We start from the raw sequence: 13,512 nt of genomic DNA, 5'->3' as shown, positions 1-13,512 counted from the left end.
TATACATTCTAATGAAATTTCCTTTTTATTCAACAGAAAAGGAAATTTCTTACGTCTCTTATAATTATAATATATATTATTCATTTTTCCAAAAAGGGACAGTATCGCCCCCTAATCTAGAAATCACTTCAATAATGGCATTAACCCGCTAGATTCTAACATAATATGTTCACCATCTGTTTCCATTTCTACTGTACGTTTATTCGTTCTATATACCATTATACCGTGCCTTTTTAAGCGTTTCACTACACTTTGGTGAGGATGTCCATACGGATTACTACTCCCGTACGACAAAATAGCAAACTGCGGTTCCACTTTTTTTATAAACGTTTCACTTGTTGAAGTATATGAGCCGTGATGCCCCACTTTTAACACATCTGCATGGACATCAAATTGTTTTAATATTTCATGTTCTGTCCGTACATCCGCGTCACCCATTAATAAAAAATCCGCTTTTCCATATCGCACCTTTAAAACAATTGAGGATTCATTATTTTCATCTTTTGATTTCCCGTTGTTTAATACTTGTATAGAAACATGTGGATCCAGCGGTATATATTGTCCTTCCTTTACTGAAACGAAAGGTATCCCTCTTTTTTTAATATTATTCCGATACGTATGATAAGTAAGAGAACTATATGTTTTTCCGCTATCTAATATAAGCGATACCGGCATTTGCTCTACAATTGGAATTAACCCCCCTATGTGATCCATATCGGGATGCGTACTGACAATTACATCTAAATGATTAATCCCTTTCTCAATTAATTTCTGAATAATAACCTCTCCTGCTTCATAAGGTCCTCCATCAATTAACATTGTTTGTCCATTTGGCATTATAATAAGTGTTGCGTCACCTTGCCCCACTTTTAAAAAGCTCACTTTCATTTTACTAAGATGTTGCCGATGCATATGTAAAGGAGACGTAGTATGAATGGACATCATATACCTTTTAGCTGATGCGCTATTTAAAGAAAAACATAATAAAACAGAAACTAATAATAAAATAATCCGCATACCTCTCATAACTCGTCTCCTTTTTTCATTTAGTATGGCACTGTAAATAATTGATATACAAAAAAAGCTTAGCAAAATGCTAAGCTTTTATTTCGATATCTCTTGTAAGGAACCGAAGAATAAATCTGCTTCATTCATTTGTTCATTCTCTTCAGAAAGCAGTGGTAAATCATCTAATGTTTTCAATCCAAATGTGTCCAAAAATTCTTTTGTTGTTCCGTATAAAATAGGACGCCCTGGTCCTTCTGCTCTTCCCATTTCTTTTATAAGTAAATGTGAAACCAACGTTTGTAACGCCTTATCGGTTTTAACTCCTCTAATCTCTTCCATTTCAGTCCTTGTGATTGGTTGGCGATATGCAACAATCGCTAAAGTTTCGAGGGCAGCTTGTGAGAGTGAAGCAGCTGTTGGTGTATCTATTAATTTTTGATAATATGAAGCATGTTCTTTCTTTGTAGCAAAACGATATACTTTTGCATACTGTACAATTTGCAAACCACGGTTTGCACCTTCACATTCTTGTTGCATTTCTTCTAAAATATTAATTACTTCATTCATTTCAATTTCAAGAACTTTTGCTATTTGTTCTGGATAAATCCCTTCATCACCAGAAACAAATAAAAGGCCTTCAATAATTGACTTTTGTTCTTTCCTATCCATTTCACGAGCTCCTTCCTTCTATTTTCCCATAAAAATACACATCAAAAAACCGAATCACAATTAATGCGTTCGGTTCAATATTTTTTCTCTTGTTCCAAACGATACATTAAAACATAGCATGAGATAAAATGTTTCTATCCCATTTTCACATACTTGCTCTATGCAGATTTATTAGAGCTTGATACGAAAATTTCATCAAAATTATGTGCTTGCTCAATTATGATTTGTTGATTTTTCATAAGTTCCAGAACCGCTAAAAATGTTACAACCATTATTTCACGTTCATCATCAACAAACAAATCGTAAAAACTTTGGCGACCACCCTTTATTTTTAACTGCTTTAAAATATCAGTCATTCGCTGTTCAATTGGTATTTCTTGACGAGTAATACGTGTTGTTACAGGTTTTTTTGCCTTTTTACGGCGCATTAATTTTTGAAATGCTGCTAGCATATCATATAACGTAACATCAAGAGGTAAGCTTGTCTCCTCTTCTTGTTGCAACGATGTAAAGTCAATTGGTGGACGTGTATATAGCTGTGCTCTTTCTTGTTCTCTTTCTTTTAACTCAGTAGCAACTTGCTTATATTTCTTATATTCAATTAACCTCTCCATCAATTCTTGACGAGGATCATCTATAAAATCATCACCGTTATCAAGTACATCTTCTTCGTGTTTCGGCAACAACATCTTACTTTTAATTTGTAATAACGTTGCAGCCATTACTAAATACTCACTTGCAACATCTAATTGAAGTTCTTTCATCGTATGCACATAAGATAAATATTGCTCTGTAATATCTGCTACAGGAATATTATATATATCAATTTCATAACGATGTATTAAATGTAACAATAGATCTAACGGCCCTTCAAAAGCCTCTACTTTAAAATTATATTGCACAAAGCATCCCACCACATTTTTTCTATAACAACATAAGTATAGAGCATACTCATGTTCTATCCAACCTTTTTAAGAAATTTAATTAAAAATAGACCGATGCCTATGTCATCATGCCCACCACTTCATATGATAACAGTGTAGTAAGAACAATGTAGGAGGTCAAAAAACTATGGGTCACGTTGATTGTGGTTTTAGCGGTGGGTTCGCATTACTTGTTGTACTGTTTATTTTACTAATTATTGTAGGAGCAGCTTGCTTCTGCTAATATGAACAATAACGGCTAGGGGGAAACCTCCTAGTCGTTTATTGTTCATATTTCTATGATACACTTATATGTATAACCGTTAGATAGGAGCGAGAAAACATGTATCCTACCGAATACATACAATTTTTAATTCATTTCCATGGAGATTATGACTATTTTGAATGCCACGAAATACTAGAAGAGTATTGGAAAACAAAACCAAGAGGTAATCGTGATCATTACTTAGTTGGTCTCATTCAAATCGCAGTTTCTTTATACCACCAAAGACGTGCTAATTGGAATGGTTCCACAAAAATGATGAAAAGCGCAATCACAATTTTAGAAAAAAGCGGTGTGCCTTTACAACGTTTAGGAATTAATCAAGTACAACTTCTTTCCTTGCTCAATGAAAGATTGCAATCTATCCATAAAAAAGAACGTTTTGTACCTTTATTTTTACCCTTATCAGATCCATCGTTAGAGAAGCAGTGCATAAAGTTATGTCAAAAACAAAACCTCTCTTGGAAAGACTTGAATGCTATCCCAGGTGAATATATTATAAACAAGCACACTATGCGTGATCGCACAGAGGTCATTACTGAACGAAACGAACAATTACAAAAAAGAAAGCAGAGATAATAAACTACTTATCTCTGCTTTCACGAATGTATATTTTGTTCTAGCCCTTTACATTTTTCGCAAAAACTTGCCGTTTGCTCATTTCCGCAAATTGTAAACTCAAGAAATTTACTCTTTAACTCTTGAACCATCTTCGTCCCAATCCCCACATGACGGTGAGACGGGTTCACACTCAAATGCTGAATTTCTAATACTTGATTCTCTTTTTTTACAATCCCCATTATTCCAACAAAATCTTCATTTTCTTTCCACAAATACAATTGCCAATCATCTTTTGCTTCATATTCTTTCATTGTCAATTGTAATGTTTTCACATCTTTTTCAGTTGGCATAAACGAAAGAAGCCCCATTGCAATTTTTTCATAACTTTTTTTAAAACGAATTAACATAACCCTTATCCCTTCTTACAAAAGTTACAAACTAGTAATCCCCTCAATCACTCTTTTCATATCACATTCATTTTACAATATTTTCAACAGAGTGAGAAGAGTCTAAAACAACTTGATAATCATACAAAGCGAAAAGAAGAAAGTCAAATCTATGTTTCAGCACTATTCCTTTAATAAATAGAGTTAAAAAAAGAAAATTTTATATGGAATGGAAAGAAACATATCATTCAACAGCACTTCATTTATAGTTACCCTAAAGCAGCACAATTCTAGCAAAATTAATATAACAAAAAATATTTATTGAAACATATAATGTAATGTATTCTATGTAATTGGTTAAAGGTTTGTTCTCACAAGCAATATATTTTAGCAACAATACTACTTGTATGATGAGCTGTAGAAGAAGTACTCAATCTCATTAAAAATAAAAAAGAGAGCAAAAGCTCTCTTTTTCCTTACCTTATTCTTCCCAAACTTTAACTTCTTTCATTACATCGCCTTGACGCATTTTTAATACTGTTTCAATACCGCTTGTTGCTTTACCAAATACAGTATGAACACCATCTAAATGCGGTTGTGGCTCATGAACGATAAAGAATTGGCTACCGCCTGTGTTACGGCCAGCGTGAGCCATAGAAAGTGATCCTACAAGGTGTCTATGAGGGTTTCCATCAGTTTCACATGGAATAGAGTAACCTGGGCCACCTGCACCTGTACCTGTTGGGTCTCCACCTTGGCTTACGAAGCCAGGAATAACACGGTGGAATGTAACACCGTCATAAAATCCTTGCTCTGCTAATTTTTTAAAGTTTTCTACTGTTTTCGGTGCTTCTTCTGGGAAAAATTCCAAGTCGATTTTTTCACCGTTTTCCATTAATATGTATCCTAAAGTTTTCATGCGTATATGTCTCCTTTCAATTATCTCAGCACTATATTACCACATTCATGACTAGAAACAAAAAGAATCCGACAATCTAGATACTTCTTTTTTGAAATGTGGAAAAAGCTAGGTGACAAATAAGAAATATATACTATAATAACTTTGTTGCCCGAAAATTTTAGAAAGAGAAAGGGAGCGATTTTTCGTGAAAACGAAATTATTAGCTCTGCTATTAGCTGTAACGGTATTTATGATGCCAACAGCTTCATTTGCAGACATCATCGAGGGAGAATCAATTGTTACATTAGGAGAGAACTTATCCGAACAACAAAAACAAGATCTGTTAAAAGAAATGAAAGCACCAAAAGATGCTACAATTATCACTGTATCTAATGCGGAAGAACATAAATTTCTAGAAGGCATTGTTCCAAAAGCACAAATTGGTACGAGAGCAATTTCTTCTTCTATGATTACATACACAAAACCAGGATCTGGTCTTATTGTACGATCAAAGAACATTAACTGGGTAACAGATGCAATGTACACTAACGCTTTGATTACAGCAGGTGTAAAAGATGCAGAAATTCAAATTACTGCACCTTTTAAAGTTTCAGGAACTGCAGCTTTAACTGGATTAATGAAAGCATACGAAACTGCGTCCAATAAACAAATTCCTGAAGAAGTTAAAAAAGTAGCGAATGAAGAAATGGTACAAACAGCCCAGCTTGGTGATAAAATTGGTGAAGAAAAAGCAGTTCAACTTGTTGCAAAAATTAAAGAAGAAATTGCAAAAGAACAGCCAAAAACAACAGAAGATTTACGTTCATTAATTAAAAAAATTGCTGACCAACTCGGCATTACATTAACAGATGAACAGTTAGATAACTTAGTATCGTTATTTGATAAAATGAAGAATCTTAATATCGATTGGAATCAAGTTGGTAGTCAATTAAACAAAGCAAAAGAACATGTTTCTGCCTTTTTAGGATCTGAAGAAGGGCAAAGTTTTCTAGATAAAGTGAAAGATTTCTTCTCAAGTATCATTGATTTTGTTAAATCTTTATTCAAGTAAAAAAGAAGCCCGCCAATGACGGGCTTCTTTTTTATACAAGTAACGGTAATTTCATAACAGCCTCTTCAACCGAACGCACTATATGATTTGCTTTCTCCTTTACATATGGATGGGCATGATGAAGAGTAAATGAATGCGGGGTTACTTCAAACATAGAAATATCATTGAAAGAATCTCCGATACAAGCAACTTCATTTGCTTCAATTTGCAAATGATCCATTAGTCGCTTTAGAGCACTCCCCTTACTCACGCCTCTTGGCATAATATCAACATAGCGTTTACCTGATATAAAAACTTCCGCTTCGCCTTGAAACGTATCTCGTAGCTCTTGATCTAACGTCACAATTTTCTCTTCTTCTCCAAAAACAAACAATTTTGCAGGGTGTACAGTCTTACCAAACTCTTCTTCTAACGCTTCAATTTCAGCGATATGCACGCCCATATATGCTTCAAAATTATGGTGATGTTCATTCTTCCTTTTTGTATATCGCTGCTCATTTGCACAAACAATATCCGCTAGTCCTTTTTTATGTATATATCGATATATTTCCTGGGCAACCACATTTTCAAAACTCGATTCATGAAATAAATTTCCATCTGGAAGTAACATTGTCGCTCCATTTAAGCCAGTTGTGTAATATGGGAATGCAAACCTTTTTACAACTTCATCAATTCTGTGTGTAAAGCGGCCAGAGGCAAAACAAATATTTGTCCCTTTCTCAGCTAACCAACACAGCGCACGTTCATCTTCTTTTTGCATATGATTCACATCGTAAACGAGCGTGTCATCTAAATCACTTACAAATAATTTAATCATGTCCTCTTCCCCTTTCATACACAATATCTACTCTAAGTGTACACAAAAAATGTTTGATTTTTGTTAAAAAATAATAAATTTTTGCTAAAAAAAATAAACGGGTGTATAATCCCGTTTATTTTTGTCTTTTTACATTTTGAGGTCTTACAATACTTGGTCGTACTTTTAAACTAGACATCGTTGGACGGAGTAAAATTTTTGTTAACGCGCCCCAATCAAATGGTAAAAACGGCCATAAATAAGGTGTTTGTAAACTTTTTATAGACGTTAAAAATAAAATTAATATCGTCATACCAATTACAAATCCCATCTCATGGAAGAGACCTGTTAAAATAATAACAAACAATTTCCCAACCTTATTCCCTAATCCTAGTTCATAACTCGGTGTTGCATATGCACCAACCATCGAAACTGCTACATACAAAATTACTTCTGGCACAAACAAACCTACATCAATTGCAATTTGACCAATTAATATAGCGGAAATCAACCCTGCTGCAGACGATAACGGCGTTGGAGTATGAATGGCTGCCATCCTTAAAAACTCAAGTCCGACCTCTGCCATTAACACCTGTAATAAAATTGGTAAATGCGTCATCTTAGTCGGTCCAATAAAAGCAAGATTTGCTGGCAAAAGAGTTGGATCAAATACAAACACTAACCAAAATGGTAATAAAAATAACGAGAATATAACACCTAAAAAGCGCACCCAGCGTAAAAATGTACCGACAGCTGGATTTTGTCTAAACTCTTCCGCGTGCTGTAAATGATGAAAATATGTTGTCGGTGTAATCATAGCACTTGGCGATGTGTCAACAAGTACTAACACATGTCCTTCTAGTAGATGATTTGCTGCTACATCTGGCCTTTCTGTATATCGAATAAGTGGGAATGGGTTATAGCTTTGCTTTACAACAAATTCTTCTACTGTTTTATCCGCCATCGTAATTCCATCTACATCGATGTTATTTAATTCTTGTTTTATAATCTTTACTAAATCTGGATTTGCAACATCTTGAACGTATGTAATACAAATATCCGTTTGCGATCTATCTCCTACTCGAACCATTTCATTTCGAAGACGTGGATCTCGAATTCTCCTACGAATTAACGCTGTATTTACAACGATATTTTCAACAAATCCATCCCTCGCACCTCGTACTACCTTTTCGGTATCCGGTTCTGTCGGTGTTCGCCCTGGATAACTACGAACATCGATCGCGAACGCTTCCGTTTCACCTTCCACAAATATCACGATCAGTCCTGATAATACTTGGAGCATTACCTCATCCATCGTTTTCACTTTACTTACTTGTTGATGGATTAAGCGATTCTCTAAAAGCTTCACTGTATCTTCTTCTACATCCCTTATCTCATTTGTATCCACCGCTTCTTCTAAAATAGGGATAATATAATTTGTATCACAAAGTCCGTTTACAAATAACACACCAATTTCTTTATTCAAAATTTGAAATTTACGAATGCCGACATCGTATGTAACGCCTAGTCCAACTGTCTGCTTTAAATAATTTTCATTGTCACTTATGAAAGTTGATATAGGGATATCCACTTTTTTAGGCTTCGTCATAAAAACCACTCCTTTCCAAAATTAATTGAATTGCTTTCTTCGTAATAGGTGATCCCCTCTCCCATTCATCATTTCCACACATCTTACCAATGTCACCGACTCCAACAATGACAGGAACATTTAAATCGTCTAAACAATATATTGTATCTCCGCTAATCCTGCCAATTTCACCATCTGGAAGTCCAAATTTATCAACACCGTATTCGGTTAAATTCCCGTTCCGATCTACACTTACATCTACACGTGCCCATTCCCAATGATGCGTATTAGACGCTACTGCTAAAATACCGAGCACATCAATTTGTTTATGGGTAGCCACATATTTTAATGCCTTTTCACCAGATCCTTCTCCAATAAATCCACTGTCATCAAACATGACAAATACAGGGTCATATGGCGTTTGCATAATAAGCTCAACAACTTTTTTCCCTGTCAATTTGGTTGGATTACTTTGTGATGCTGAAATACACCTTCCCCCAAATTCCTTCGTTAAAAGCTCAATTGTCCGCTTTGCATATTCATCTCCATCTGTGACCAAAACAACCCTTCGTCTCATTTGATTTATCCTTTCGGTTTACATATAAGTGCTATAAAAAATGAAAACAATATCGCTGCGGAAATGCCCGCAGACGTTAAACTAAACATGCCAATACCAATTCCTAAATATCCATGTTTTTCTGCTGCATGCATTGCTCCGTGCAATAGTGAATGTCCAAAACTTGTGATAGGGACTGTCGCTCCAGCACCTGCAAATTTTATTAGTTTATCGTACAATCCAAATCCATCTAAAATTGCTCCGATGACTACAAAAGTTGCCATTAAATGAGCTGGTGTTAACTTTACGAAATCTAACAATAGTTGCCCAATTAAACAAATAGCTCCACCTACAAGAAATGCATATATAAAATCCACAATTCACTCTCCTTTAACTCTCTCAAATACGACACCATGTGCAATTGTTGGAATCGTTTCCTTCTGTTGCATCATCATCGGGCTTAATAATGCACCAGTCGCAACGACAAAAATTCGTTGTAAATTCCCTTTTTGCATCTCGTGTAATAAATGGCCATACGTAACAACTGCTGAACAAGCGCAACCACTACCACCTGCAAACACTTCTTCTTGACTTGATTCATAAATCATCAATCCACAATCATTGTATATATGCCCAAGATCATAACCTTCCTCAAGTAAAAGTTGTTTCGCAATCGGCGTCCCAACAGCTGATAAATCACCCGTAACAATCAAATCATAATCATCGGCACTTCTTCTTAAATCTTCAAAATGTTGTTGAATTGTATGAGCTGCTGCTGGAGCCATCGCTGCCCCCATATCCAAAGGATTTGTAATTCCTAAATCTTGCACTTTTCCGATTGTAGCTGACGTAATTTTAATTGCACTTTTTTCATTGCTAATTAATATAGATCCTGCACCAGTCACAGTTGAATTTGCTGTCCCTGGTTTTTGCCCACCGTACTCTGTTGGATAGCGAAATTGTCTTTCAGCCGTTGCATTATGACTGCTTACTGTAGCTAAGACACGATTTGCAAATCCACCGTCTATAAAAGCTGAGCCAACTGCTAAAGTCTCCATAGACGTTGCACAAGCGCTAAACATTCCTAAAAAAGGAATGCCCCACTTACGCGCAACATAATTTGCTGTCACTGTTTGATTTAATAAATCTCCCGCTAAAAAGAAATCAATTTGCGATGTTTTTATATTCCCTTTTTGCACTGCTTGTTGAATTGAGTCTGACATTAATCTTCGTTCGGCGAGCTCCCAATTTTCTTCTCCACAATGCAAGTCATCATATGAAATATCAAATTTTTTCCCAAGAGGGCCCTCAACTTCTTTCGGACCGACAGCAGTACCCGTTGCATTCACATATATATCATTTTGAAATACCCACGTTTGTTTTCCGGTCAACCTCATACTAGCCCCTCCTTTAAGACATAAAAATTTTAAAGGTATACCTTATTAACCCAATGATATATGCACCAACAACCCCAAATACAATCACACTTCCTGCCAGTTTAAACATATTTGTAGCAATCCCTAGAACAACCCCTTCGCTCTTATGTTCTAAGGCAGCGCTCGCCATAGAATTTGCAAATCCTGTTACCGGTACCGCTGATCCTGCTCCAGCAAATTGACCGATTTTATCATATACACCACACCCTGTTAAAATCGCGGATAATAAAACAAGGGTTGCAACAGTTGGGTTTCCTGCCTCTTGTTCACTGAAGTGAAAATAATGTATATAAAATTTCATCAATACTTCTCCAACTGTGCAAATGAGTCCACCTACAAGAAATGCTTTAATACAATTTAGCAAATAGTTTGGCTTTGGATGATACTCCTTCACTTTATTTATGTAATCATCCTTCAATTTCTGACTTGTCATTTATATACTGCCTCCTACTTTACGAAATAAATCCAGTGAAACAACGATCCTATTACTTTCCCAAGTACAAGAGCGACGAGTAAAACAATAATCTTCCCCTCTACCCCTACTCGTTTCGCTAAAATAGGTAGAACATTTAACACCTCTGTTAATGCTGCAGCAAGCATTCCAATGAACGTGCCACAAAATATCCCTAATATAACGAGCCAATATTGCGACGTTTGAAATGTAATGTTTTTCAAACTGCACCAAGCCCCTGTTAAAGTACCTGCAATGACTGCCCACTCAAAATATTGAATATGCTTTCCACTTCTCGTTAATTGGGCTAAACGGGGGATTATACCAAGTACAGCTAAAAATGCGACATATCCGCTACCTACCGCAATCCCTCCAGCTAAACCAATTAAAATAACAAATCCAGACTCAATCATCGGTAAGTTGTTTCATATTATCCTTGTTTTCATTAACGATTACATACTGATCAAGTGACTGTTGGTATTGAAACATCTCAACTTCTAGCGGACTTGGCTCTTCATTAATTCGCTTTTGAAATACATGATTAAAGAATAAAACCATCCCTAAGCCAAGAACTAAAGAATAAGGAATTTGAAATAAAAGTGGTTGCGCATTAAATTCTCCAGTAATCATGTAATATAACCGTTGATGTACTTGTTGCATACTTACATCTTCATGGAAATAAATGATCGCAAGGGCGGCTCCAATGAACAGTAACAGCCATACAAGCCCGAAAAAAATTGGGTGCGCCTTCTTTTTTTCGTATATAATTTCAACAAGAGTTTGTCCAGAACCGAGTAAATTAATTTGTACATGAGATGCTTTCTGTTGAATAATCTCAATTACTTTCATAACATCAATTACAACATGCGTCTTATCATGCGCTGTTATTTTGTAAACTATCTCATTTTGTAACAACTCAACTACGGAAGAATCTCCGGCAAGTTGAGCAACATCGCCCAGCTTTACTTCATAAGTAGGAGAAACTTTTAAACGATTGCGCATTTTAATATAAATCGTTTGTTCCAACTTTCATTCACCCCTTCACTCTTCCTCGTAGTTGTAGTATGGTTATTGAATTTTTTTCTAATACAATTTTTTCATAAAAAAACATCTGCACCATTTCGGTACAGATGTTTTTTACTTATGCCTTTTTCTTAAATAAGTTTGCAATACTTAATGCAAGCCCTCCCCAAATGACTACTATTCCAATAACCATCATCATAATTGCTGATCCACTCATTATGAAACACCTCGATCTTTCCATTCTTTTTCAAGCTTGGCAGAATCCGAATGTATTTGTGCATTCCATTTCTTTAGACTAATAATTAGCGCAACAATAAGGAAGGCTGCTGCTATCGACCAACCATACGTTACAACAAACTCAGTCGGATAATCTCCATAATTCTTTTTAATATTTTGGATTGTACCATCAATTAGCATATACCCTAACATAAGCGGAGTAATAACGAGTAAACTCACTCTCCAAAACGTTCCTAATTTAATATCAGATACAAAGTTTGCATGATTTTGATAAACTGGTAAACGACGTAAAATGAGCCCTATCGTCACTACTTCCGCAAGTGCAATTGTAATTAATCCGAAATTATTAGCGAAATAGTCGACAACATCTAAGAACATAAGCCCACCACGTGTTGCAAATACAAGAGAAACTAACACGAGAAGGGTTCCCATAATTCCAATGGTTTTTTCCCGACTTAAACTGAATTTTTCAGATACAGCGGCAAAACATACTTCCGCGAGTGAAATAAGTGATGTGATTCCAGCAACCGTTAACGATAAGAAAAATAATACACCAAACAACGGTGACATCGGCAATTCATTAATAATTTGCGGAAATACTACGAACGCAAGCCCAACGCCAGCACTTGCTACTTTATCAACCGGTACTCCCATATTATTCGCCATAAATCCAAGAGCTGCAAAGACCCCAATACCTGCTAATAATTCAAATCCTGAGTTTGCAAATCCAGTAATAAAGGCATTATTTGTTGTATCCGAGTTTTTCGGTAAATAACTAGAATACGTAATCATAATTCCAAATGCTAAAGATAAACTAAAGAATATTTGACCATAAGCAGCAAGCCATACTTTCCCATCAAAAATACGACTCCAATCTGGTTTAAAGAATGCATCTAGTCCTTGCATAGCACCTTCCATCGTCACTGCACGAACGACGATAATAAGGAACATAACAACTAATAAAGGAATAAATATACGGTTAACAACTTCTATTCCTTTTTTAACTCCTTTAAATGCAACGCCAAGTACAATAATCCAAACGAGAGCTAATGGAATTAATACTTCCGGTACAAGTCCTCCAAATTGCCCTGGCTTATCTGCAACATGTAAGTACTCTTTAAATAAAAATGATTGCGTGTCTTTTCCCCATGCTCCAGTAATTGCAAAGTATGTATACGATATAGACCAAGCAATAATCACTGCATAATATGTTGAAACGATAAATGTTACGCACATTTGCCACCATCCAATAAATTCGGCACGCGGGCTAATACGGAAAAATGTAAGTGGTGCTGAACCACGATGACGATGACCAAGGGCAAACTCAAACGCTAACAATGAAATACCAGTCGTTAATAATGCAAATAAGTACGGTAAAAAGAATGCTCCTCCTCCATTTTCATACGCTGTATAAGGAAAACGCCATATGTTTCCTAATCCAACGGCAGATCCGACCGCTGCAAAAATAAATCCAGCTCTCGTTCCCCATTGTTGCCTCGTTTCCATGTTTCCTTCCCCCTTTATGACAAGTTCATACTTGGATTATATTTTAAATTGACTAAATTATCAATAAATTCTGTTAATTTTTGCGAAAATTAACATCTCTCTCCTATTAACGGCAT

18 protein-coding genes are annotated in these 13,512 nt (G+C 35.7%); 3 read left to right on the top strand and 15 right to left on the bottom strand.

The genetic code is table 11. The features are described from left to right. Positions 1–123: 123 nt before the first annotated feature. From GBN78_RS06065 to scpA, 3 genes are all read right to left on the bottom strand, one after another. Complete coding sequence (locus GBN78_RS06065) at positions 124–1,026, bottom strand: ComEC/Rec2 family competence protein (protein ID WP_001214829.1); 903 nt, start codon at positions 1,024–1,026, stop codon at positions 124–126. Positions 1,027–1,104: 78 nt separating this feature from the next. Then, positions 1,105–1,677 carry a segregation/condensation protein ScpB gene (gene scpB / locus GBN78_RS06060; RefSeq protein WP_000375170.1) on the bottom strand — a complete coding sequence of 191 codons (573 nt, stop codon included), beginning with the start codon at positions 1,675–1,677 and terminating at the stop codon, positions 1,105–1,107. Between the two features lie 158 nt (positions 1,678–1,835). Then, the gene (scpA, locus tag GBN78_RS06050; protein WP_098299666.1) at positions 1,836–2,579 is read right to left on the bottom strand and encodes a segregation/condensation protein A; all 744 of its coding nucleotides are present in this window, start codon (positions 2,577–2,579) and stop codon (positions 1,836–1,838) included. 169 nt (positions 2,580–2,748) lie between these two features. On the opposite strand from scpA, the gene GBN78_RS06045 reads away from it, so the two are divergent. Together GBN78_RS06045 and GBN78_RS06040 are read left to right on the top strand one after the other, a co-directional pair. Further along, complete coding sequence (locus GBN78_RS06045; RefSeq protein WP_000510194.1) at positions 2,749–2,844, top strand: YjcZ family sporulation protein; 96 nt, start codon at positions 2,749–2,751, stop codon at positions 2,842–2,844. Between the two features lie 99 nt (positions 2,845–2,943). Next, positions 2,944–3,462 (top strand): DUF309 domain-containing protein, encoded by a 519-nt coding sequence (locus GBN78_RS06040; RefSeq protein WP_000283594.1) that lies wholly within the window; start codon positions 2,944–2,946, stop codon positions 3,460–3,462. A 20-nt stretch (positions 3,463–3,482) separates the two neighbouring features. On the opposite strand, the gene ribT is transcribed toward GBN78_RS06040, so the two are convergent. Both ribT and GBN78_RS06030 read right to left on the bottom strand, forming a co-directional pair. Next, on the bottom strand, positions 3,483–3,851 hold the full coding sequence (gene ribT / locus GBN78_RS06035; protein WP_000908401.1) for a GNAT family N-acetyltransferase RibT: 369 nt from the start codon (positions 3,849–3,851) through the stop codon (positions 3,483–3,485). 460 nt (positions 3,852–4,311) lie between these two features. Then, positions 4,312–4,749: a peptidylprolyl isomerase gene (locus tag GBN78_RS06030; protein ID WP_000853782.1), complete on the bottom strand. Its 438-nt coding sequence runs from the start codon at positions 4,747–4,749 to the stop codon at positions 4,312–4,314. Between the two features lie 187 nt (positions 4,750–4,936). Between GBN78_RS06030 and GBN78_RS06025 the strand changes: the two genes are divergently transcribed. Beyond that, positions 4,937–5,803 carry a DUF1002 domain-containing protein gene (locus GBN78_RS06025; protein WP_000850515.1) on the top strand — a complete coding sequence of 289 codons (867 nt, stop codon included), beginning with the start codon at positions 4,937–4,939 and terminating at the stop codon, positions 5,801–5,803. A 31-nt stretch (positions 5,804–5,834) separates the two neighbouring features. On the opposite strand, the gene GBN78_RS06020 is transcribed toward GBN78_RS06025, so the two are convergent. The 10 genes from GBN78_RS06020 to GBN78_RS05975 form a co-directional block, all read right to left on the bottom strand. Beyond that, complete coding sequence (locus GBN78_RS06020) at positions 5,835–6,638, bottom strand: Cof-type HAD-IIB family hydrolase (protein WP_001987215.1); 804 nt, start codon at positions 6,636–6,638, stop codon at positions 5,835–5,837. A gap of 97 nt (positions 6,639–6,735) precedes the next feature. Continuing rightward, entirely contained in the window at positions 6,736–8,208 is a 1,473-nt protein-coding gene (spoVAF, locus tag GBN78_RS06015) for a spore germination protein SpoVAF (protein ID WP_000165596.1), read from the bottom strand. Next, the gene (spoVAEA, locus tag GBN78_RS06010) at positions 8,195–8,764 is read right to left on the bottom strand and encodes a stage V sporulation protein SpoVABEA (protein WP_001254415.1); all 570 of its coding nucleotides are present in this window, start codon (positions 8,762–8,764) and stop codon (positions 8,195–8,197) included. Before spoVAEA ends, spoVAF begins: the two co-directional genes overlap by 14 nt. 5 nt (positions 8,765–8,769) lie before the next feature. Then, positions 8,770–9,120 carry a stage V sporulation protein AE gene (gene spoVAE, locus GBN78_RS06005; RefSeq protein WP_000345904.1) on the bottom strand — a complete coding sequence of 117 codons (351 nt, stop codon included), beginning with the start codon at positions 9,118–9,120 and terminating at the stop codon, positions 8,770–8,772. Between the two features lie 3 nt (positions 9,121–9,123). Continuing rightward, positions 9,124–10,140, bottom strand: coding sequence for a stage V sporulation protein AD (spoVAD, locus tag GBN78_RS06000; protein ID WP_098299665.1), 1,017 nt, complete (start codon positions 10,138–10,140; stop codon positions 9,124–9,126). Positions 10,141–10,153: 13 nt separating this feature from the next. Then, positions 10,154–10,612 (bottom strand): stage V sporulation protein AC, encoded by a 459-nt coding sequence (gene spoVAC, locus GBN78_RS05995; protein WP_000203810.1) that lies wholly within the window; start codon positions 10,610–10,612, stop codon positions 10,154–10,156. 14 nt (positions 10,613–10,626) lie between these two features. Continuing rightward, positions 10,627–11,043 carry a stage V sporulation protein SpoVAB gene (spoVAB, locus tag GBN78_RS05990; RefSeq protein ID WP_000572936.1) on the bottom strand — a complete coding sequence of 139 codons (417 nt, stop codon included), beginning with the start codon at positions 11,041–11,043 and terminating at the stop codon, positions 10,627–10,629. Further along, entirely contained in the window at positions 11,036–11,656 is a 621-nt protein-coding gene (locus tag GBN78_RS05985; RefSeq protein WP_152127070.1) for a stage V sporulation protein AA, read from the bottom strand. Before GBN78_RS05985 ends, spoVAB begins: the two co-directional genes overlap by 8 nt. A 115-nt stretch (positions 11,657–11,771) precedes the next feature. Next, complete coding sequence (locus GBN78_RS05980) at positions 11,772–11,870, bottom strand: methionine/alanine import family NSS transporter small subunit (protein ID WP_000016826.1); 99 nt, start codon at positions 11,868–11,870, stop codon at positions 11,772–11,774. Continuing rightward, positions 11,870–13,396 (bottom strand): sodium-dependent transporter, encoded by a 1,527-nt coding sequence (locus GBN78_RS05975; protein ID WP_000450089.1) that lies wholly within the window; start codon positions 13,394–13,396, stop codon positions 11,870–11,872. The genes GBN78_RS05980 and GBN78_RS05975 overlap by 1 nt, the downstream gene beginning before the upstream one ends. Positions 13,397–13,512: the final 116 nt, after the last annotated feature.

This window comes from Bacillus sp. B2-WWTP-C-10-Post-4, from assembly GCF_009183805.1.
GTDB classification, from domain to species: Bacteria; Bacillota; Bacilli; order Bacillales; family Bacillaceae_G; genus Bacillus_A; species Bacillus_A cereus.
The sequence above is the reverse complement of the archived record's forward strand: the minus strand, read 5'-3'. Positions and strand labels throughout refer to the sequence as shown.